Raw genomic sequence first — 20,360 nt, forward strand, 5'->3', positions numbered from 1 at the left:
GCACGTCGGCAATGGCGGCGTTGATCCCGTTGTAGGCCGCATTGGACTTGGGTGCGGTGGCAATGTGCACCACGGCTTCAGCCAGGATGATCCGGCCTTCCGGCATGCCGATCATCTGCACTGCCTGGGCAGCGGCAACGGCGGTCTGCAGCGCGGTGGGATCCGCCATGCCCACGTCTTCGGCCGCGGAAATCATCAGCCGGCGCGAAATGAAGCGCGGGTCCTCCCCCGCTTCCAGCATCTTGGCCAGGTAGTGCAGGGCGGCGTCCACGTCGGAGCCGCGCAGGGACTTGATGAAGGCGCTGGTGACGTCATAGTGCTGGTCCCCGGCACGGTCATAGCGCAGCGCCGCCACGTCCAGTGCCTTTTCGGCGTCGCTCAGGGTGACCTCGGGGATGTCCCCGCCTCCGGTGCGTTCGGAATAGGCGACGCCGGCGGCGGCTTCCAGCGCGGTCAGGCCGCGCCGGGCGTCCCCGGCGGCCAGCCGCACCAGGTGCTCCAGGGCTTCGTCGCTGAGCCGGACCCGGCCGGCCAGACCCCGCTCATCCGTTACGGCACGCTGCAGCAGCGCGGCAATATCCTCTTCGGTGAGCGGCTTCAGGGTAAGGAGCAGGGACCGGGACAGCAGCGGCGAGACGACGGAAAACGACGGATTTTCGGTAGTGGCCGCCACGAGGACCACCCACCGGTTTTCCACCCCGGGCAGCAGCGCGTCCTGCTGGGCCTTGTTGAAGCGGTGGATCTCATCCAGGAACAGGACGGTGGTGATGCGGTGCAAATCACGGTTGGTGAGGGCCTCTTCCATGACGCGCCGGACGTCCTTCACACCGGCGGTGATGGCGGAGAGCTCAACGAACTTTCGGCCCGAGCCGCGCGCCACCACATGCGCCAGGGTGGTTTTTCCGGTGCCCGGAGGTCCCCACAGCATGACCGAAGACGGCCCGGCCGGACCACGGTCATCAGCCGATTCAGCCAGGGTGCGCAGCGGAGATCCCGGCCCGAGCAGATGCTGCTGGCCCACTACTTCGTCAAGGGTGCGCGGCCGCATCCGCACGGCCAGCGGGCTGCGCGGGCGCTTGGGGGCGCCGTCGTCCGCGGCGGCGCCGAATTCCGTGCCGTCGTCGTCCATGCCGGAGGTCTCGCTGTCGCTGCTGAACAAATCACTCACCACCCAAGGCTACTCGTGCCGTAGCGTGGGGTTGGCCCGGCGGACGCCGGGCGCTGTTCACCTCGGGTGGGCAGCCTCACCAGGAGAATCAATGCCCGCCACACGCACCACCTATGTTTCAGCGCAGCGGCTGCCGGGCTGGCTGGACCGCCTGGCCGCCGGAGCCGGACCGCTGGACATCGCCCCCGAACACGGCGGACTTCGGGTGTCCGCGGCAAACGGGACCGAGGCTGAACTGTTTGCTCCATGGCCCGACGACGGGCGTCCGGGACGGGGCGCCAACGACGTCGAGCGTCTGATTTCGCTGGCCGGCCAGTCCAGGACGCTCGGGATTGTACTGCTGCGCCGCGGCGGCTACGCGGCGGGCGTTGCCCGGGAGGGGCAACTGCTGGGGTCCAAAGCCGGCAACCGCTACGTGCAGTCCCGCACTGCTGCCGGCGGCGGGTCGCAGCAGCGTTTCGCCCGGCGGCGGGCCAACCAGGCTGACGCACTGGTGGAGACCGCCGCCGAACAGGCCGCCCGCATTTTCGCCGGTCATCCCCCGGAGTATCTGGTGTTCGGCGGTGACCGGGCCCTGATCGAGGTGCTGGCGAGGGAGAAGGTCTTTGCTCCGTGGAGCGGGCTGACCCGGCTGCGTCCGCTCGAGATTCAGGACCCCAAACTGGCGGTCCTGGCCCGCGCGGCGAAGGACGCGTGCTCCGTTTTCATCCGTATCACCGTGCCCTAGTACTTTTCCGGGACAGTGCTTTCCCGGGACGGGACCCTGCCGTGGCGCAACCGCACGAAACTCAGCCGGCCGGCCCGAACAGGCGGCGGAGAATCACCGCTGCCGGCTCTTGCGCAGCATGCCGGAACCCTGTGCCGGCCCACAGGCTAACGGCTTCCTGGTTGCCCGCCGCTGCGGCGGCGGCCCGCAGCGGACCGGTGATGTGGTTGACGTACGGGTAGGCGTCCGGGGCATCCGGATAAGCTCGCATGAAGTCATTGGTCAGTCCCCTGGCCGGGCGGCCGGAGAAGGCCCGGGTCAGCGATGTGACAGGATCCCTGCGGCCCTGCGCGGCATCCGTCAACGCGGAGCGGTGCACCCTGCTGGTCCCGGCTTCGTTGCTGAGCAGGAGCAGGGTTCCCACTTGGACGGCATCTGCTCCGGCTGCCCGGGCGGCAGAAGCGTCCTCCGGCGTGGAAATCCCTCCTGCGGCAACCAGCGGGAGCGGGCAGGCCTGCCGAACCTGAACCAACAGATCAGCCAGCGGGGCCTCCCCCGGCGGTTTTCCGCTGTCGAGGGTTCCCCGGTGTCCGCCCGCCTCAGGCCCCTGTACACACAGAATGTCCGCTCCGGCCTCGGCCGCCGCGCGGGCCTCCCCGGCATCGGTGACCGTCACCACGCTGCAGATTCCCTGTGCGGCGAGCTCCGCAAAGATCGCCGGTTCCGGCAGACCAAAGGTGAAAGACACTACCGGGACCCGCTCCCGAAGGATCAGTGCCAGCTTGGCCTGCCAGCCGTCGTCGTCGTTTGGATCCGGTATACCGGGTTCGGTAATCGTGGCTCCGTCAGGAGCCGGCCCTTCCGCTGCAGTCAGGCGGTCACGGAAAGTCCGGGCCGCTTCGATTCTTCGGGCCCGGGCTGCGGCCTTCCCCGCCTGATTCTGCTCGGCCGCCGGGTAGGTGCCGGCAGCATCCGGAACGAAGAGATTCACGCCGAAGGGCCCCGCGCTGAGCCTGCGCAGCCGGGTGATCTGGTCCGCCACGGCTGAGGCATCCTTGTAGCCGGCGGCCAGGAAGCCGAGCCCGCCGGCCTCCCCTGCTGCGGCAGCCAGCTCCGGGGTGGAAGGCCCTCCGGCCATGGGGGCGCCAATGACCGGAAGGGCGAGGGAGTCCAGGGTGAACACAGTGCCCGCTTTACAGTGTGACGGTGCCGTCAATGCAGGTGACGGTGGAACCGCCCACCCAGATCTTGCCGTCCCGGGTGAAAACACGGACCCGCCCGGAACGCTGGACGGCAGTGCCCTGGGTAACCACGTACCGCTCCGGCGCCAGTGAGGCGCCGATCAGCCACTGGGCCAGACCGGCATTGAGGCTGCCGGTGACCGGATCCTCCCGGACCCCGAGGTCCGGCACAAAGGCCCGCACCTCAAAGTCCGTTTCCGCGTCCGCGGGCTGCGCACCAATAACCCCGACCCGCAGCTTGCCCATGACCGCGGGGTCCGGGTTAAGCCCCAGAACGGTTGCGGCGTCGGGCAGCAGCAGCCCCAGCCAGCCCGGTCCGTTGTCGATCCAGTTGGAGGCAAGGACCTCCCCCGGCTCCAGGCCCAGCGCCCGCGTAGCCTGGTCCAGGACGTCGTCCTCCAGCTCACCGGAGCGCAGCAGGGGCGGTGCGGCAAACGCGGCAATGCCGGCATTGGCGTGCAGCGTCACCAATCCGATCCCGCATTCCTGGACAACCACGTCGGGGTACCGGCGCTTGGCCCCGGACTCCAGCCAGGCGTGGCACGTTCCCAGCGTGGGGTGTCCCGCAAACGGAATCTCGCCGCCGGGAGTGAAGATCCGGACCCGGTAGTCGGCTCCGTCCACGGTGGGCGGCAGGACGAAGGTCGTCTCGGAAAGATTGGTCCACCGCGCATACGACGCCATCTCGGCGTCCGTCATCCCTTCCGCTTCGAGCACCACTGCCAGTGGGTTGCCCAAATAGGGCTCACTGCCGAATACGTCTACCTGCTTAAACCAGCGCTGTTTCATTCTGGAAACTGTATCGCGTCAAACGCGCGGGTTTTATGAAGCGGAGTTTACGAACTGTGGCAGGGGTTTGTATCCCGATGCCTCCCCGCCTAGGTTGGAGCAAGAATCAAGAGTTCCAGCCACGGGCCCTGGCCGGCTGGACGGCAACCCTCTCGCCGTAGCGGGGTGCTCCAGGTGACGATTCGGCCGTCCGTATTCCACCCGGTCCGGCAAGTACCGCGCTTCGCTTCCGCACTTTTGGGTTGCGGGCGCTTGAGGCAGAGGATCTATTTGAGCATGGCACTTTTGACCGACCTTCAGCCCGCTGCACTGCGGCAGGCCTTCTCCCGCTTTCCGTCCGGCGTAGCCGCCCTGTGCGCGGTCATTGACGGGCAGCCGCAGGGTCTCGTGGCTTCGTCTTTCACCGTGGGCGTCTCCATGGATCCGCCGCTGGTGATGTTTGCCGTGCAGAACACGTCCCGCACCTGGCCGGTACTGCGGAGCGCAGCCCGGATTGGCGTGTCGGTGCTGGGCTCCGGTCATGAGGGCGTCTGCAGGCAGATTGCGTCCAAGGACGGGGACCGCTTTACCGGCCTGGAGCTGCACACCGACGAGTCCGGATCACTGTTCCTGGACCGGGCCGCCCTCTGGCTTGAATGCTCAGTGGAGAATGAGGTGCCCGCGGGCGACCACTGCGTGGTGCTGCTCCGCGTTCACGGGCACGCTTCGCATGACGACGCGCATGAACCGCTGGTCTTCCACGGCTCGGCTTTCCGGCACCTGAGCGTCCCCGAGTTCGCCTGACCCGCGGGCCCGGCCCAGCCCGGGTTCCTCCCCCGCCGGTTCCCTCCGCTTTGGGAAATCCCTGCCGTGGCGAACCGGTCTTTTTCCCACAACGGAGCGAACCGGACAATCGGGGACAAAACGGAAGATATGAACCGGGGAAGCCCGGCCGTCACTATGGCGGCCGGGCTTCGTGCTGTCCGGGTTTACCTCCGGTGTTTCCCGTCCCGTTTCCTCCGTTTCCGGTGGTGCCGGTGAACCTGTGTCAGGGACCCGCCGGGCTGTGTGCCCGCCGGGACGCTTAGCTTTCCTGCGGCTTGTCCTGCTTCTTCTCCGGCTTGAAGTCAACGCCGGCTTCCTTGCGCTGCTGGGCCGTGATCGGAGCCGGTGCGGCGGTCAGCGGGTCGTAGCCGCCGCCGGACTTCGGGAAGGCAATGACGTCGCGGATGGAATCGCTGCCGGCGAGCAGTGCCACCACGCGGTCCCAGCCAAAGGCGATGCCGCCGTGGGGCGGTGCGCCGTACTTGAATCCTTCAAGCAGGAAGCCGAACTTCTCCTGTGCGTCTTCCTGTGAAAGGCCCATCACCTTGAAGACGCGTTCCTGCACATCGCGCTGGTGGATACGGATGGAGCCGCCGCCGATTTCGTTGCCGTTGCAGACAATGTCGTACGCGTAGGCCAGGGCCGATGCGGGATCCGTGTCGAAGGTGTCCATGAACTCGGGCTTCGGCGAGGTGAAGGCGTGGTGAACCGCGGTCCAGGCACCGCCGCCCACAGCTACGTCGCCCGCGGCAACAGCTGCGGAAGCCGGCTCGAACATGGGGGCGTCAACAACCCAGACAAACGCCCAGTCGTTCGGATCGATCAGGCCCGTGCGGTGGCCGATCTCCACGCGGGCTGCGCCGAGAAGTGCGCGTGCCTCGGTCTTTTCGCCTGCACCGAAGAAGATGCAGTCGCCGGGGTTGGCGCCTACCTTGTCAGCAAGGTTTTCGCGCTCGAAGTCGGTGAGGTTCTTGGCAACGGGACCGGTCAGGGTGCCGTCTTCCTGCACCAGCACGTAGGCCAGGCCCTTGGCACCGCGCTGCTTGGCCCATTCCTGCCAGGCATCGAGGGTGCGGCGCGCCTGCGAGGCACCACCGGGCATGACGACGGCGCCCACGTAGGGTGCCTGGAACACGCGGAAGGTGGTGTCCTTGAAGAACTCGGTGAGTTCGGTCAGTTCCAGGCCGAAACGCAGATCCGGCTTGTCTGAGCCGTAGCGGGCCATGGCATCCGCGTAGGTCATGCGCGGGATCGGCGTGGTGATGTCGACGTCGATCAGTTTCCACAGCGCCTTCACCACGGCCTCGCCGAGCGCGATGATGTCATCTTCCTCGACGAAGCTGGCTTCGATGTCCAGCTGGGTGAACTCCGGCTGGCGGTCCGCGCGGAAGTCTTCGTCGCGGTAGCAGCGGGCAATCTGGTAGTACTTTTCGAATCCGCCCACCTGCAGCAGCTGCTTGAACAGCTGGGGTGACTGCGGCAGGGCGTACCAGGAGCCCGGAGCCAGACGCGCGGGAACCACGAAGTCGCGGGCGCCCTCGGGGGTGGAACGCGTCAGCGTGGGCGTCTCAATTTCCACGTAGCCTTCGTCGTGCAGCAGGTTGCGGGCCACGCGGTTGGCTTCGGAGCGCAGGCGCATGTTCCGTGCGGGTGCAGGACGGCGCAGGTCCAGGTAGCGGTGCTTCAGGCGGGCTTCTTCGCCAACCTCCACGTGCTCGTCAATCTGGAACGGCAGCGGGTCGGAGGTGTTCAGGACCACCACGTCGTCAGCGATGATTTCCACTTCACCGGTGGCCAGTGAAGGGTTTTCATTGCCTTCCGGACGCTTCTGCACGGTGCCGGTGATCTGGAGAACGTATTCGTTGCGCAGTCCGTGGAAGACGTCCTCTTCGCGAACCACCACCTGGGCCACTCCGGAGGCATCCCGGAGGTCAAGGAAGGCCACGCCGCCGTGGTCCCGGCGTCGGGCCACCCAGCCAGCGAGGGTGACGGTCTGTCCAATATGCTCGGCCCTCAGGGAACCAAGGGCATGAGTGCGCAGCACAGCAGTCCTTTCAAGATTGCTTGCGGAAACCGCTGTTCCCGCTCATTGTGAATACAAGTTCTCTTCATGAGTTTACCGGTGTTCACATCCTTTCCCCGCCAAGGGCACCGCTGCGCAGCCCGGTGCGGGCGCGGCACCGCCCGGGCCCGACTGAATGGAGGGGCACGTGTCCGGAAGCTCCGCAGCGAAACTCCCGCTGGGCGGTTTCGACGCCACCACCGCGGGCATCGGCTGCATGGTGGGCGGCGGGATCTTTGTGGTCCTGCCTCCGGTCGCGAACGCTGCCGGTTTCTCCCTTGCAGCTTCTCTGGCCCTCGCCGCCCTCGTGGCCTACTGCACCGCAGCATCAACCTTCCTGCTCAGTGCCGGACTGCGCATCAGCGGCCACCGCAACGCCGGCGGAACTGCTCGTTCTGCGGCGAGGGTCCTGATGGGGCCGTCTATGGGATTCTTCACCGGTTGGACCATGGTGTGCGCGCTGGTGACTTCCGCGGCGGTGCTTGCACTGGCCTTCGGCTTGTATGTCCTTCCGGACCAGGCCCGGCCCGCAGCCGCAGGAGCAGCCCTGGCTGCGACCGCCCTGAACCTGTTCGGCCTCCGGCGCAGCACCTGGGTCATCCGTTTTGTGCTGGCTTTCGTCATCGGCGTGCTGGGTTTCGGGATTGTGGTCGCCTTCAATGAGGCCGGCGGACCGCCGCCGCAGCCGGGAGTGCTGGAGGAGGCGCAGTCGACCGCCGGGTTGCTTCAGGGTGCGGCCTTCGCCTTTTTTGCCTTTGCCGGATACGCCCGCCTTGCGGCCGGCGGCTTTCGGGTCCGCGCACCGGAGCGCAACCTCCCCCGGGTCATTCCGGCGTCCATCCTCGCGGCCCTTGTCCTGTACCTGCTGGTTGCCCTGTCACTGGTGACATGGTTTCAGGGTCCGGCCGGTTTGGCGGCGTCGGTAACCCCGCTTCGGGACCCGGTGGCTGCCGTGGGGCTGGGCATCGGCACCGGCGCCGTGGCGATTGCCGCCGGCGCCGCAAGTCTGTGCGGGGTCTGGGTCCTGGTGGAGGGAAGCGCCCGCACCGCTGCCGCGATGGCCGGCGACGGCGACCTTCCCCGGGTCTTTGCACCTGCCGGCCGGAAAGGCCCCGTGCCGTGGCCGGCGGTGGCCGCGGCAGGTGCCGCCGTCGTCATCCTGGTACTGACGGTGAGTCTGGGCACCCTGCTGGGCCTGGCCTGCTTTGCCCTGCTGCTGCACGCCGCCATCACCAATCTGTGCGGCTATTCGCTGGAACACCGGCGCTGGTACACGCCCCGGGCCGTGAATTTGGCGGGATTGGCCGGAGCACTGATCACCGCGCTGAGCCTGCCGCCGCTGCCGATTGTGCTGATGCTGCTCGTGCTGGTGTTCGGGCTGGTGGTGCGGCTGACCTTCCGCCGGCCCGGGGCAGCTCCCCCGGCGGGCGGGGCATCACAGCCTCCGCCCTGACCCGCACTAGTCCTGCGCCGCCCGCCAGGAGCTGATCATTTCCAGCAGCTCGGCACGACGGGACGGCTGCGCAAAGGAAGCCTCCACGGAGTTGACCGCAAGCTCAGCCAGCTGATCAGCACTCAGGTCGAAGGTGTCCCGCAGCAGCGCAAAGTTGTCATCCACGTAACCGCCAAAGTAGGCCGGGTCATCGGAGTTCACCGATACGTTCAGCCCGCGGGCCAGCATCTGCGGCAGCGGATGATCGGCCAGGGTCTCCACCGAACGGAGCCGGACATTGGACAGCGGGCAGATGGTGAGGGGAACCCTCTCCCGCACCAGGCGGTCCACCAACCCGGTGTCATCCAGGCAGCGGACGCCGTGGTCGATCCGGTCCACCAGCAGCAGGTCCAGCGCCTGCTCAATGTAGTGGGAGGGGCCTTCTTCTCCGGCGTGGGCAACGCATTTCAGGCCGGCGCCGCGGGCCATCCGGTACAGGTCCACGAAGCCTTCGGGCGGGTTCCCCGTCTCAGCGGAGTCCAGGCCAATCCCCACGATGGGCGCCTTGGAGGCAATCAGCTGTGCCAGGACGTCTTCGGCTTCGGCCGCAGGGCGGTCCCGGAGGAACGCCGCGATCAATTCTGTGGAGATGCCGAACTCTTCCAGGCTGGTGGCCAGGACTGAGGAAACCCCGTTGATGCATGCCTCCAGCGGCACTCCGCGGAGCAGGTGGGCCTGCGGGTCAACCATCATTTCGACGTGCCGCACCCCTGCGGCGGCGGCCCGCTGCAGGTATGCGCGGGTCATGTCGGCGAAGTCCGCTTCGGTCCGCAGCACTTCCATGTTGGCGTAGTAAAGGTCCAGGAAGGACTGCAGATCGGTGAATTCGTACCGGCTGCGCAACTCCTCGATGTTGGCGTAGGGAAGTGTGATTCCGTTCCGTGCCGCAAGTTTGAAGATCAGCTCGGGTTCGAGGGTGCCTTCGATGTGCAGGTGCAGTTCGGCGCAGGGAAGCTGGAGTTCATTTGGTGCAGTGGACATGATTTAAGCCTAGGCGATATCCGGGGTGTCCCGGCGCCGGAGCTGCTTCACCTCCGGGTTGGCTCAGGGGTGTTCCCCGCTGGCCGTTCCGGTGCCGGTTGTTCGAACATCCCGTAGACCGGACCCGCAACCAGCCAGATTCCGGCCACCAGGCCGGCCCGCTTTACCCAGGCCCAGAGTTCGTCCGTTTCGCCCGGAGCTGCCAGGAACACGATCATTGCCAGCAGCACGGAAACCGCAATGCCCATGGCAATCAGGACCCGGCCGTATTCGATCCAGAGGCCGCGGCGGTAAGGTGGCGTGCCTTTGACGGCTTTGACCGGAGCCGGTCCGCCCGCGAAACGGTGGGCAAACCGGACATCGGCCCAGCGGATCAGGGTATGGCCAAAGGCCACGCTGAAGCCCAGGTAGAACGCCGCCAGTCCGTGGACGCTCCCGGCGCTGCCGCCCCGCGCCAGATCAGCGCCCGCCGCGGCCAGAAGCACCGCGTCCAGAAGCGGAACACCCGCCAGCAGCGCCAGCCCCAGCCGCTTCCGGTGCAGCAGGTAACGGGTGCACAGTCCTGCCGCGAGAAGAACCCAGAACCCAATTTCGCAGCCAATGATGAGATATACCAAGAAGTCCATGGCTCCAGCTAAGCGGGGGCTGCCCGCCGCGTCGTCGGCTTTTGGTGCCATTGGGGGTCCGGTCCCGTCATCCCTTCGGAGGACAGTCAGTACCGGGGAGGCCTTTCGTCCATCCCGGTGGCTACTCTGGAGGCATGTCCGCACCCAACAGCCGCAATTCCCCGGACGGAATCTGGGGCTCAGGTGCAGCCTCCGCGCTGGGATACCTGCTGGTCGGCTCCGTCCTCATGCTGCTTGGCGTGAACGGGGCGAATCTGGTTCCGCCGCTGCCCGTCGCTCCGGACTGGGCCTGGGTCCCTGTCCTGCTGCTCGGTTGCCTGGGCCTGGTGTTCCGGCGCCGAAGTGTTCCGGCAATGCTGGCGGTAACCGGCACCGCCGTTGTGGCCGGCCTGCCGCTGGGCGGCGGCATCATCACCTACCTGCTCTTGTTTGAACTCTTCTACGCCGGAATCCTCTACGGCTCACCGCGGGTAAGCCGTGCCGTGCAAACGGCGGCAGTTGCCGGCGTCGTGATCCTGCCCGTGGTGGTGGGATTGAGCTACGGAGGCTGGGAGGCCACAGTATTCGGGCTGTTTCAGGCCTTCCTCATCTGCCTGATTCCGCTCTGGTGGGCCGGTTCCGTGCGGCAGCAAAGCGACCGCGCGGAACAAGAACGGCAGCGGGCGGAGACGGAGCGTCTGCGCGCCGAGCGCACCGAAGAACTGGCAGCACTGAACCTTCGGATGGCCGTCACCGCCGAGCGCAGCGCCATGGCCAGGGAGCTTCACGATGCCATTGCCGGACATCTTTCCGCTGTTGCGCTGCAATCCGCGGCGGCCCTGGCAGCGGGCAGTCCCGATTTGGACCGCAGGGTGCTGGCGCAGGTGCGGACAGAGAGCGTGCAGGCGCTGCAGGAGATGCGTTCGCTGATTGACCTGCTCGAGGCCGACGGCGGACCGGAAACCGCGCAGGCGGACACCGCTGCGGGCGGTTTGGACCAGTTGGCGGCGTTGGCCGGTTCAGCCCGGCTAGCCGGCAATCCCGTGGATCTGGACATTCAGCCCGGCCTGGAGGTTCCGGTGCTCGTGGGCAGCACCAGCTACCGGATTGTCCAGGAGGCCCTCTCCAATGCCGTCCGGCACGCGCCCGGTTGCCCCGTCGCCGTCCGGGTGCGGGAGACAGACGGATTCCTGGACATCAGGATCCGCAATGCCCTCAACCGGGCGGATGAATCCCGGAAAGATTCGCCCTCCGAAGACGCGCCCGGTGCAGGGACCGACCCCTGCCGCAGCGGAAACGGCTCCGGCCTGCGGAACATGTCCCTGCGTGCCGGGCAGCTGGAGGGCACGTTCAGCGCAGGAATCACCGACACGGACAACGGTGCCGAATGGCTGGTCCATGCCCAGCTGCCGGTCAGCCGTCCCGCCGGCCAGCCTCCGGTTCAGGCCACGTCGAGAATTCAGGAGATCCATTGAGCGCCAATAAGCCGGTCACCGTTCTGCTGGCGGATGACCACGCTGCCATCCGCGCCGGCCTGCGGATGATCCTGGAATCACTCGGCGGCTTTACGGTGGTGGGCGAGGCGGCCGACGGCGCTGCGGCGGTGCGGATGGCGCGGGCATTGCGTCCCGACGTCGTCCTCATGGACCTGCGAATGCCCGGGATGGACGGCATTGCAGCCACGGCTGAGATCACAGGCCAGGGGCTCTCCGCGGTGCTGGTGCTGACCACCTTTGACATTGACGACTATGTGCACGCCGCCCTGCGGGCCGGAGCAGCCGGGTTCCTGCTGAAGTCGGTGGAACCGGCCGAACTGGTCCGTGCGGTCTCCAGCGTGGCCGACGGCGACAGCGTCCTCTCGCCCGCCGTTACCCGAACGGTGATTGCGGCATTTGTGCAGGCACAGCAGCCCGCCGCCGGCCCCCGGTTGCCGGCACCGGGCTCCGGCCGGCCGGCCGAGCCGCTGACCGCACGCGAGGAAATGGTCCTGGCCTGCCTGGGCGAGGGGCTGTCCAACCAGCAGATCACCCGGCGGCTGGGCATCGCTGAAACCACCGTGAAGACCCATGTCTCCCGGGTGCTGGCCAAGCTCGGGGTCACCTCACGGGTGCAGGCCGCCATCGCCTGCCGGGAGCGGGCTTCATACCGCGGAACGGCCGCCGGCCTGGAGAGCGCCGGCGGCCGCAGTCAGCCCGAAACCTAGGCGGGGTTCACCTGGACAAACAGGTCCTCGGCCGGCGGAGTCCAGGTCTGCGGATCAGCAGGCACCTGTTCGCCGGAGCGGATGTCCTTGACCTCATGGCTGCCGTCCTCGGACGTGAACCAGACAAACGGAATGCCGCGGCGGTCCGCATACTTGATCTGCTTGCCGAACTTCTCCGCCTTGGCTGCCACTTCCACCGGGATGCCGCGGGCCCGCAGGTTGCCGGCAATGTCCTGCGCGGCGGACCAGGACCCGTCATTGGTCAGCGCCACCAGGACGGCGGTGGGGACGCTGCGGTTCGCTGCAGCAAACTCCTGGCTCAGAATGCGCATCACCAGGCGGGTCACCCCGATGGACAGACCAACGCCGGGGAACTTCCGGTTGCCCTTGGCGGCCAGGGAATCGTAGCGGCCGCCGGAGCAGATGGAGCCCAGGGACTCGTGCCCCACCAGGACGGTTTCGTAGACGGTGCCCGTGTAATAGTCCAGGCCCCGGGCAATGCTCAGGTCCGCAACCACCCGTCCGGGAGCTCGCCGAACGGCTTCGGCAATGACCTGGGACAGTTCATCCAGGCCTTCTTCAAGCAGCTCGTTGGTCACGCCGAGGGCCCGGACCTGCTCCACGAAGGACATGTCCCCGGTGCGGATGGACGCCAGCTTCAGGGCAGCGTCTGCCTGCTCGGCGGTGGCGCCTAGTTCTTCCTGCAGCAGCTCAGCCACCCGTGCGGCACCGATCTTTTCCAGCTTGTCGATGCTGCGCAGCACACCGGCGGTGTCCTCCAGCCCGATGCCGCGGTAAAAGCCCTCAGCCAGCTTGCGGTTGTTCACCCGGATCAGGAAGTCCGGGATGGGCAGCGCGCCCAGCGCCTCGGCGATGACCAGCGCCAGCTCGACGTCGTACCGGAAGGGCAAATCGCCGTCGCCCACCACGTCAATGTCCGCCTGCGTGAATTCGCGGGCGCGGCCCTCCTGCGGGCGTTCTCCGCGCCACACCTTCTGAATCTGGTAGCGGCGGAACGGGAACGCCAGGTGTCCGGCGTTTTCCACCACGTAGCGGGCAAAGGGGACGGTCAGGTCAAAGTGGAGCGCCAGCTGGTTGGGGTCCTCCTTGCCGGAGGATTCACCCTCCTCGGCCTGCAGCCGGCTCAGGGCGTAAACTTCCTTGTCGATTTCACCCTTGCGCAGCAGCTGTCCCACGGTTTCCACTGCGCGCGTCTCGATGTTGGTGAAACCGTGCAGTTCAAAAGTGCGCCGCAGGACGTCCAGCACATGGAGTTCAACCAGACGCTCCTGCGGCAGCCATTCGGGGAAACCTGACAGTGAGGCCTTGCGTGCCATGCGGGGCGAGCTCCTTCTGGGGATATGGGCAGTCTGCTGCAGGGAAATCGCCTGACGGCATGCCTAAACTATGTGCGGCACTCATTTTAGGTTGTCCGCGCGCGCCAAGGCGAACCGGAGGGACCTGCACCGCCCCGGAAGGACGCCGTTGTCCTGCCGCCCATGCCAGTTCAAGACCCAGGAGACACCGTGGCCGCTCCCCGCCAGGACCGTGAAACCCGCCGGCGCATTGCCCGGATGCAGGCCAAGCGGGATCTGCGGCAGAGCCAGGCCAAACGCCGGAAGCGGGACAATCTTTTTGCCGGCACGGCGGGTGCCCTGGCGCTGGCTCTGGCGCTGGCCCTGCAGGTGGCCTGGTTTTCCTCGAATCCGACACCGGAGGAGACCCGGCTCATTGAGGAGCAGGCTGCCGCCGGCGAAACAAACGGTGCCGCGGCCGGGACGGTTCCGGACAAATCCGCTGCGGAGGGAAAAGTGTTCTCCGGGACGCTTTCCACCAGCGCCGGGGACCTGGGCGTGGAGCTGGACGGAAATGTTGCACCGCAGGCCGCCGCAGTGTTTTCTTCCCTGGCGGAGTCCGGTTTCTTTGCCGGCAAAACGTGCCACCGCCTCACCACGGGCGAGACCATGGGCGTGCTGCAGTGCGGTTCCCTGAACGGAGACGGGGCCGGAGATCCGGCCTATCAGTGGGGTCCGGTGGAGAACACGCCCGCGGACGGAGTGTATCCGGCGGGTTCCATTGCGGTGGCCCGCGGTGCCTCCACGGACAGCAACGGCACGCAGTTCTTCATCGTTTACAAAGACTCACTTATCCCGCAGGATACGGGCGGTTACACGATCATGGGTAAGCTAACCTCAGGCCTGGATGTTTTGGAAGCAGTTGCCGCGCAGGGAGCTGTGAAGGACGGCGCTGAAGTCCAGGACGGAACGCCGAAAACCCCGGTGACGATAGACTCGTTTACCCTGAAGTAAATGGCAGCGCGGGCTCCGTACTGCCAAACCTCGAGTGAAAGACTTTTAGCGGTGACAGACAGTCAGAAATCCGACGAAACAGTTTCCGGGACTACTCCGGAGGCGCCCGAAACCCCGCGGCCCGCAACGCCCAGCCCGGCAGCTTTCGCAGCCCGGCACCCGGCGCCTGCAGCTGGCCCCTCGGTAACCCCCAAGCCGGTCATCGCCGCACCTCCGGTTCACTCCACGTCATTGGAGGAAGCCGCCCGCTTCGCCCGCGTCGAGGAGGACGGCCACGTCTTCCTGATTGTTGACGGGGAAGAATTCCCGGTGGGCCAGTATCCGGACGCCAGCCGCGATGAAGCGCTGGCCTACTTCGTGCGCAAGTACGACGACGTCGCCAGCCAGCTTGCGCTGCTGGAGGCTCGGCTGCAGGCCAAGGCTCCCGCCGCGGACATGCTGAAGACCCTGAAGCACCTTGGCGAGCAGGTCGCTGAGCGCAAGATGGTGGGTGATGTCCTGGCCCTCGACGCCCGGATCGAATCCCTGCGCAGCAGCATCAAGGAAGCCGAAGCCGCTGAACGTGCCGAAGCCGAAGCCGTTAGGGCCCGCGAGCTTGCCGCCCGCGAAGCCATTGTGGCCGAGGCCGAGGAGATTGCCGCCAAGGATCCGGCCACCATCCAGTGGAAGACCAGCAGCAACCGGATGAACGAGCTCTTCGAAGCCTGGAAGACGGCCCAGAAGAACGGTCCCCGGCTTGGCCGCAGCAACGAGGACAGCCTGTGGAAGCGTTTCCGTTCCGCCCGCACCGTCTTTGACCGTCACCGCCGTGCCTACTTCTCGCAGCTGGACAGTGAGAACACTGCGGCAAAGCGCGCCAAGGAAGCCCTGATTGCCCGTGCCGAGGAGCTTGCAACCTCCACTGACTGGGGCAACACGGCCGCTGAGTACCGGCAGCTGATGGACGAGTGGAAGGCTTCCAAGCGTGCCAGCCGGAAGGACGACGATGCCCTGTGGGCCCGTTTCCGCGCTGCTCAGGACACCTTCTTTGCCGCCCGCCAGGCTGCCAACGAGGTCATCGACGAAGAGTTTGCCGCCAACCTCATGGTCAAGGAGGAACTGCTCAAGGAAGCCCAGGGCATCCTCCCCGTCAGGGACCTGACGGCAGCCCGCAAGGCGCTGAACTCCATCCGAGACCGGTGGGAAGAAGCCGGAAAGGTTCCCCGTGCCGATATGGGCCGGATGGAAGCCGGCATCCGCCGCATCGAGGAAGCCGTCAAGGCTGCCGAGGACGAGCACTGGCAGAAGAGCAATCCGGAAACCAAGGCACGCACCAACAGTGCCCTGAGCCAGCTCGAAGCCACCATCGCCTCACTCGAGGAAGAACTGGCAGCAGCTGAGAAGAACGGCAACGCGAAGAAGATCGCCGATGCCCGCGAAGCCCTGGAAGCCCGCCAGCAGTGGCTGGCCATGCTGCAGAAGTCGGCACAGGACTTCTCCTAGCGGTTCCTGAAAGGCCCGGCTCCTGCGTTGTCCACAACGCAGGAGCCGGGCCTTTCTGTTTTGGCCGCAGTCCGCAAAGGTTGGGCCATGCCCGCCACACTGTTTCCCTACCCCGGTGTGCTGCCGGCCTTCACTTCCACGGGCGGTGCCCTCTTCTTCGCGGACGGTCACTTTTCCAGTGTCGAACTGCAGGCCATGGAGCGGGACGGACTGGTGCGCTGGCTCTATACGGACAGCTACGTTCGCTGGGACATTGAGCCGGACCCGGTGTGCCGGGCGCTGGCGGCCGCCCATGCGCTGCCCGCACGGCTCCGCGGGAAAATCATGCTGGGACGGTTCACGGCGGCCTGGATTTACGGCTGCGCCCCGGCCCCGAGGAAGCTGCAGCTGCTGGTGGACCACCGCAGCCGCACCACGGCCCTGCCGCCGTTCAGCGCCGCCGTTCTGCACGAGGTGCAGCTGGGCAGCGAAGACGGCATGGACATTGCCGGCATTGCCGTCACCACTCCCCTGCGCACCGCCGCGGACCTGGCCAGGCACGGCCCGGAGGAGGAGGCAGTTCAGGCACTGCTGGCAATCTCCGCGAATCCGGTGCTCCGCTGTCCCCTGGCTGAGATCCGCTGCGCGGTGGAAGACGGACCCCGGCAGCCGGGGAAATCAGCTGCCCTGCGCCGCGTGGACCTCGCGATCGAGCAGGCGCGGCGGGACCACGTGGCCGCGGCGGAACCGCCTGATCAGACGCGCCGCCGGGAACCCGTAGTGCGGTAGACATCGAACACGCCGTCGATTCTCCGGACCGCGCTCAGGATGTGGTCAAGGTACTTCGGATCGCCCATTTCGAAAACAAACTTGGACATCGCCACGCGGTCACTGGAGGTGTTCACGCTGGCCGAGAGGATGTTCACGTGGTTTTCCGACAGCACCCGGGTGACGTCGGACAGCAGGCTCTTGCGGTCCAGCGCCTCCACCTGGATCTCCACCAGGAAGACCGAAGACTGGGTGGGTGCCCACTCCACCGGCACAATGCGGTCCGGCTGGTCCCGGAGTTCGGACACGTTGCGGCAGTCGCTGCGGTGCACTGAAACACCCGACCCCCGGGTGACAAAACCGATGATGGGATCCGGAGGGACCGGGGTACAGCAGCGGGCCAGCTTGACCCAGACGTCGCCGACTCCGCGGACGGTCACGCCCGAATCAGTAAATTTGGGCCGGCGGGCCGCGGTGGAAGCCGGTGTTTCCGCCAGGTCCTCCTCCGCACCCTGATGACCGCCCATCAGGGCAACCAGGTGCTCGATGACGTTCTGCGCGGAGGTGTGCCCGTCCCCGACGGCGGCGTACAGTGCCGAGATGTCCTGGTGGTGCAGTTCCTGCGCCACCGTCACCAGCGCGTCGTGGGTCATGAGGCGCTGCAGCGGGAGATTCTGCTTGCGCATCCCCCGCGTCAGCAGATCCTTGCCCTTGTCGATCGCCTCTTCCCGGCGTTCCTTGGTGAACCACTGCCGGATCTTGTTGCGGGCACGGGGGCTTTTGACGAAGCCCTGCCAGTCCTGGCTGGGACCGGCGCCTTCGGCTTTGGAGGTGAAGATCTCCACCCAGTCGCCGTGTTCAAGCTCGCTGTTCAGCGGCACCAGCTTGCCGTTGACACGGGCGCCGATGGTCCGGTGGCCCACTTCGGTGTGCACGGCGTAGGCAAAGTCCACCGGGGTGGAACCGGCCGGCAGGGCCATGACCTCACCCTTGGGGGTGAAGACGAACACCTCACGGGCGTTGATTTCGAAGCGCAGCGAATCCAGGAACTCATCCGGATCAGAGGTTTCCTGCTGCCAGTCGACCAGGGAACGCAGCCAGCCCATGTCATTGTTGTCGGCGACGGGTGTCTTGGAGCCGTCCTTGTACTTCCAGTGCGCGGCCACGCCGTACTCGGCGCGCCGGTGCATGTCATGGGTCCGGATCTGGATTTCCACGGGCTTGCCGCCGGGACCGATCACCGTGGTGTGCAGTGACTGGTACATGTTGAATTTTGGCATGGCGATGTAATCCTTGAACCGCCCGGGCAGCGGATTCCAGCGCGCATGCAGAGCTCCAAGGGTGGCATAACAGTCCCGCACGGAGTCCACGAGAACGCGCACGCCCATCAGGTCATGGATGTCGTCGAAGTCTTTGCCGCGAACGATCATCTTCTGGTAGATCGAGTAATAGTGCTTGGGCCGCCCGGTGATGGTGGCCTTGATCTTCACCGCGTGCAGGTCATCGGCGATCTGCGTCCGCACGGTGGACAGGTACTTTTCCCGCTCGGGAGTGCGGTCACCGACCATACGCACAATTTCGTCGTACACCTTCGGATGCAGGGCCGCGAAGGACAGGTCTTCCAGCTCCCACTTGATGGTGTTCATACCCAGACGGTGGGCCAGCGGAGCAAAAATCTCCAGAGTTTCGCGGGCCTTCCGGGCGGAAGACTCCTGCGACACGAACCGCCAGGTGCGGGCGTTATGCAGCCGGTCGGCAAGCTTGATGACCAGGACGCGGATGTCCTTGGCCATGGCCACCACCATTTTGCGCACCGTTTCGGACTGCGCGGCATCACCAAAGGTGACCTTGTCCAGCTTCGTGACGCCGTCCACCAGCATGGCCACTTCAGGGCCGAACTCGCGGCGCAGCTCATCGAGGGTGTAGCTGGTGTCTTCAACGGTGTCATGCAGCAGGGCCGCCGCCAGCGTGGTGCCGGTCATGCCCAGCTCCGCGAGGATGGTAGCCACCGCCACCGGATGCGTGATGTACGGATCGCCGCTCTTGCGCTTCTGTCCCTCATGGCTGCGCTCAGCAACCACATAGGCCCGCTGGATCAGGTCCAGGTCCTCTTTGGGATTGTTAACGCGAACAGTGCGGAGCAGCGGTTCCAGCATGGGTGAGTAGCCGGAACTGCCACGCCCTGCCAGCCGGGCCAGCCGGGCCCGGGTGGATGCCCTGCGGCCGGGCGCAGGACGTGCGGGTACGGGCTTGGGAGCCGCTGCCCCGGCTCCGGGTGGCAGTGCCTCCGCTGCCTGTCCGTCTGCGCGGGCGGCCGATGCGGACGCCGGGGCGGGCGCGCCCGCCTGGGCAGGGCGCGGTGCCTGGGCCAGCTGCGGCGCAGCAGGAACCGGGGCAGCGGGATTCGCCTTTACAGGTGTACCCGCGGCCCTGTTTGCACCCGCCTTGTCGGCCGGTTTCTCGCTCTCGCCCACTGGTGCCCTCTCTGCGACGGTTATGACCTTTTCCACCTTATGCGGTGCCGTTCCCCCACGTCACGGCGCCGCCGAAGCGAAGGAGTCTTCGGATCAAGTCTATGCCCGTGCATACAGACGGCTGAACCACCGGCAGATACCCCTCTGCGCCCCCGTATACAGAAGACCTCCGGGGCGGTGCATCACGCAAGAGATGCACCGCCCCGGAGGTCCTGTACCGGTTGCGGTACGTCCCCGCAGCGCCCGGCGGCCTTAGCGCCCGGTGGAGACTTCCGCGGCGGCGGCCGGAGCTGCTGCCGCGGCGGCTTCCTTGGCTTCCTGCGCGCGGCGTTCCTTGACCCGCTTGGCCTGCCGGACGATCTCCGGCTCGTTGCGGCGCAGCCAGGCGTACATCGGGGCCGCAACGAACACCGTGGCCACGGTGCCCAGGATGATTCCGATGAACAGTGCCAGCGACAGGTCCTTCAGCGTTCCGGCTCCGAGCAGGAAGGCGCCGATGAACAGCACGGACGCCACCGGAAGCACTGCCACCACGGAGGTGTTGATGGACCGGACCAGGGTTTGGTTCACGGCCAGGTTCACCTGCTCCATGAAGGTGCGCTTGGTGCTCTTGTCCAGGTTCTTGGTGTTCTCCCGGACTTTATCGAAGACCACCACCGTGTCATAGAGCGAGTAGCTAAGCACCGTCAGGAACCCGATGATGGCCGACGGCGTCACTTCGAAACCGCTGAGCGAGTAAAGGCCGGCAGTGGTCACCATGACCACCAGCAGCGCGGTAATGGCAGCCAGCGACATCTTCCAGGTGCGGAAATACAGGGCCATCAGCACCGCAGCCAGGGCCACGAAGACGATAAGGCCGATCAGTGCCTGCCGGCTCACATCCTGGCCCCAGGTGGGGCCGATGAACGTTGACGTCACCTGGTCTTCTTCGACGTCATAGGCCTGCGCAAGATTGTCCTTGATTTCAAGGGTCTGGTCATCGCTGAGCTGCTCGGTCTGCACCCGCACGGTACCGGGGGCGATGTTGGTGATGCGCGCCTCGCTGGCCACGTCGCCAACGGCTTCTTCACCGGCGGAGATGTCGGTGTTGGCTGCGCCGGACACGGTGAACTCGGAACCGCCGCGGAAATCGATGCCCAGGTTGAATCCGCCCTTGGCAACCGGGATGAGGATGGAGACGATGACTGCCACTGCCGCAATCAGGAACCAGAGCTTGGCCTTGGGCACAAACGGGTAGGAGCGCTTGCCGGTGTAAAGCTCGTTGCCGAAAGTGGCAAAGCGAGGGAGCTTGCTCATT

General features: G+C 66.4%; 17 protein-coding genes and 1 riboswitch. Of the genes, 8 read left to right on the forward strand and 9 right to left on the reverse strand.

The genetic code is table 11. From position 1 onward, the window contains the following. Positions 1-1,129 (reverse strand): replication-associated recombination protein A (locus QMA10_RS13265; RefSeq protein ID WP_290169137.1); only part of this gene is annotated, 1,129 nt, incomplete at its 3' end. 130 nt (positions 1,130-1,259) lie between these two features. Between QMA10_RS13265 and QMA10_RS13270 the strand changes: the two genes are divergently transcribed. After that, positions 1,260-1,895, forward strand: a complete 636-nt coding sequence (locus tag QMA10_RS13270) for an acVLRF1 family peptidyl-tRNA hydrolase (protein ID WP_290169047.1) — start codon at positions 1,260-1,262, stop codon at positions 1,893-1,895. Positions 1,896-1,956: 61 nt separating this feature from the next. Here QMA10_RS13270 and QMA10_RS13275 read toward each other — a convergent pair whose 3' ends face one another. Beyond that, the gene (locus QMA10_RS13275) at positions 1,957-3,057 is read right to left on the reverse strand and encodes a nitronate monooxygenase (RefSeq protein ID WP_290169050.1); all 1,101 of its coding nucleotides are present in this window, start codon (positions 3,055-3,057) and stop codon (positions 1,957-1,959) included. A 10-nt stretch (positions 3,058-3,067) separates the two neighbouring features. Beyond that, positions 3,068-3,904, reverse strand: a complete 837-nt coding sequence (locus tag QMA10_RS13280; RefSeq protein ID WP_290169052.1) for a PhzF family phenazine biosynthesis protein — start codon at positions 3,902-3,904, stop codon at positions 3,068-3,070. A 104-nt stretch (positions 3,905-4,008) separates the two neighbouring features. Next, a riboswitch (SAM riboswitch) is annotated at positions 4,009-4,126 on the forward strand. Positions 4,127-4,180: 54 nt separating this feature from the next. Here QMA10_RS13280 and QMA10_RS13285 point away from each other — a divergent pair. After that, positions 4,181-4,687: a flavin reductase family protein gene (locus QMA10_RS13285; RefSeq protein WP_290169053.1), complete on the forward strand. Its 507-nt coding sequence runs from the start codon at positions 4,181-4,183 to the stop codon at positions 4,685-4,687. Positions 4,688-4,967: 280 nt separating this feature from the next. Here the strand turns inward: QMA10_RS13285 and aspS are convergent, their stop codons facing one another. Further along, positions 4,968-6,752 carry an aspartate--tRNA ligase gene (gene aspS / locus QMA10_RS13290; protein WP_290169054.1) on the reverse strand — a complete coding sequence of 595 codons (1,785 nt, stop codon included), beginning with the start codon at positions 6,750-6,752 and terminating at the stop codon, positions 4,968-4,970. 166 nt (positions 6,753-6,918) lie between these two features. On the opposite strand from aspS, the gene QMA10_RS13295 reads away from it, so the two are divergent. After that, complete coding sequence (locus tag QMA10_RS13295) at positions 6,919-8,223, forward strand: amino acid permease (protein ID WP_290169055.1); 1,305 nt, start codon at positions 6,919-6,921, stop codon at positions 8,221-8,223. Positions 8,224-8,229: 6 nt separating this feature from the next. On the opposite strand, the gene QMA10_RS13300 is transcribed toward QMA10_RS13295, so the two are convergent. Both QMA10_RS13300 and QMA10_RS13305 read right to left on the reverse strand, forming a co-directional pair. After that, positions 8,230-9,243: an adenosine deaminase gene (locus QMA10_RS13300; protein ID WP_290169056.1), complete on the reverse strand. Its 1,014-nt coding sequence runs from the start codon at positions 9,241-9,243 to the stop codon at positions 8,230-8,232. Between the two features lie 47 nt (positions 9,244-9,290). Continuing rightward, the gene (locus QMA10_RS13305; protein ID WP_290169059.1) at positions 9,291-9,869 is read right to left on the reverse strand and encodes a hypothetical protein; all 579 of its coding nucleotides are present in this window, start codon (positions 9,867-9,869) and stop codon (positions 9,291-9,293) included. A gap of 134 nt (positions 9,870-10,003) precedes the next feature. Here QMA10_RS13305 and QMA10_RS13310 point away from each other — a divergent pair, with 134 nt between their 5' ends. Then, positions 10,004-11,323 (forward strand): histidine kinase, encoded by a 1,320-nt coding sequence (locus QMA10_RS13310; protein WP_290169061.1) that lies wholly within the window; start codon positions 10,004-10,006, stop codon positions 11,321-11,323. Further along, entirely contained in the window at positions 11,320-12,051 is a 732-nt protein-coding gene (locus QMA10_RS13315; RefSeq protein WP_290169063.1) for a response regulator transcription factor, read from the forward strand. The genes QMA10_RS13310 and QMA10_RS13315 overlap by 4 nt, the downstream gene beginning before the upstream one ends. On the opposite strand, the gene hisS is transcribed toward QMA10_RS13315, so the two are convergent. Beyond that, the gene (gene hisS / locus QMA10_RS13320) at positions 12,048-13,388 is read right to left on the reverse strand and encodes a histidine--tRNA ligase (protein ID WP_290169064.1); all 1,341 of its coding nucleotides are present in this window, start codon (positions 13,386-13,388) and stop codon (positions 12,048-12,050) included. The genes QMA10_RS13315 and hisS overlap by 4 nt on opposite strands. A 189-nt stretch (positions 13,389-13,577) precedes the next feature. Between hisS and QMA10_RS13325 the strand changes: the two genes are divergently transcribed. From QMA10_RS13325 to QMA10_RS13335, 3 genes are all read left to right on the forward strand, one after another. Then, a complete protein-coding gene (locus QMA10_RS13325; protein WP_290169066.1) occupies positions 13,578-14,360 on the forward strand; it encodes a peptidylprolyl isomerase in 783 nt (260 codons plus the stop codon). Positions 14,361-14,411: 51 nt separating this feature from the next. Then, on the forward strand, positions 14,412-15,842 hold the full coding sequence (locus tag QMA10_RS13330) for a DUF349 domain-containing protein (RefSeq protein ID WP_290169068.1): 1,431 nt from the start codon (positions 14,412-14,414) through the stop codon (positions 15,840-15,842). 87 nt (positions 15,843-15,929) lie between these two features. Then, complete coding sequence (locus tag QMA10_RS13335; RefSeq protein ID WP_290169069.1) at positions 15,930-16,610, forward strand: hypothetical protein; 681 nt, start codon at positions 15,930-15,932, stop codon at positions 16,608-16,610. On the opposite strand, the gene QMA10_RS13340 is transcribed toward QMA10_RS13335, so the two are convergent. Together QMA10_RS13340 and secF are read right to left on the reverse strand one after the other, a co-directional pair. Further along, a complete protein-coding gene (locus QMA10_RS13340) occupies positions 16,577-18,745 on the reverse strand; it encodes a bifunctional (p)ppGpp synthetase/guanosine-3',5'-bis(diphosphate) 3'-pyrophosphohydrolase (RefSeq protein WP_290169139.1) in 2,169 nt (722 codons plus the stop codon). The two genes, QMA10_RS13335 and QMA10_RS13340, sit on opposite strands and share 34 nt — an antisense overlap. A gap of 570 nt (positions 18,746-19,315) precedes the next feature. After that, positions 19,316-20,359 (reverse strand): protein translocase subunit SecF, encoded by a 1,044-nt coding sequence (secF, locus tag QMA10_RS13345; RefSeq protein ID WP_290169071.1) that lies wholly within the window; start codon positions 20,357-20,359, stop codon positions 19,316-19,318. Position 20,360: the final 1 nt, after the last annotated feature.

This window comes from Arthrobacter sp. APC 3897, assembly GCF_030407495.1.
Classification (GTDB): Bacteria; Actinomycetota; Actinomycetes; order Actinomycetales; family Micrococcaceae; genus Arthrobacter_B.

Coding starts and splice junctions, on each gene's coding strand:
- QMA10_RS13270 (WP_290169047.1), top strand. CDS start 1,260: ATGCCCGCCACACGCACCACCTATGTTTCAGCGCAGCGGCTGCCGGGC.
- QMA10_RS13280 (WP_290169052.1), bottom strand. CDS start 3,904: ATGAAACAGCGCTGGTTTAAGCAGGTAGACGTATTCGGCAGTGAGCCC.
- QMA10_RS13285 (WP_290169053.1), top strand. CDS start 4,181: ATGGCACTTTTGACCGACCTTCAGCCCGCTGCACTGCGGCAGGCCTTC.
- QMA10_RS13300 (WP_290169056.1), bottom strand. CDS start 9,243: ATGTCCACTGCACCAAATGAACTCCAGCTTCCCTGCGCCGAACTGCAC.
- QMA10_RS13305 (WP_290169059.1), bottom strand. CDS start 9,869: ATGGACTTCTTGGTATATCTCATCATTGGCTGCGAAATTGGGTTCTGG.
- QMA10_RS13310 (WP_290169061.1), top strand. CDS start 10,004: ATGTCCGCACCCAACAGCCGCAATTCCCCGGACGGAATCTGGGGCTCA.
- hisS (WP_290169064.1), bottom strand. CDS start 13,388: ATGGCACGCAAGGCCTCACTGTCAGGTTTCCCCGAATGGCTGCCGCAG.
- QMA10_RS13335 (WP_290169069.1), top strand. CDS start 15,930: ATGCCCGCCACACTGTTTCCCTACCCCGGTGTGCTGCCGGCCTTCACT.
- QMA10_RS13340 (WP_290169139.1), bottom strand. CDS start 18,745: ATGCTGGAACCGCTGCTCCGCACTGTTCGCGTTAACAATCCCAAAGAG.
- secF (WP_290169071.1), bottom strand. CDS start 20,359: ATGAGCAAGCTCCCTCGCTTTGCCACTTTCGGCAACGAGCTTTACACC.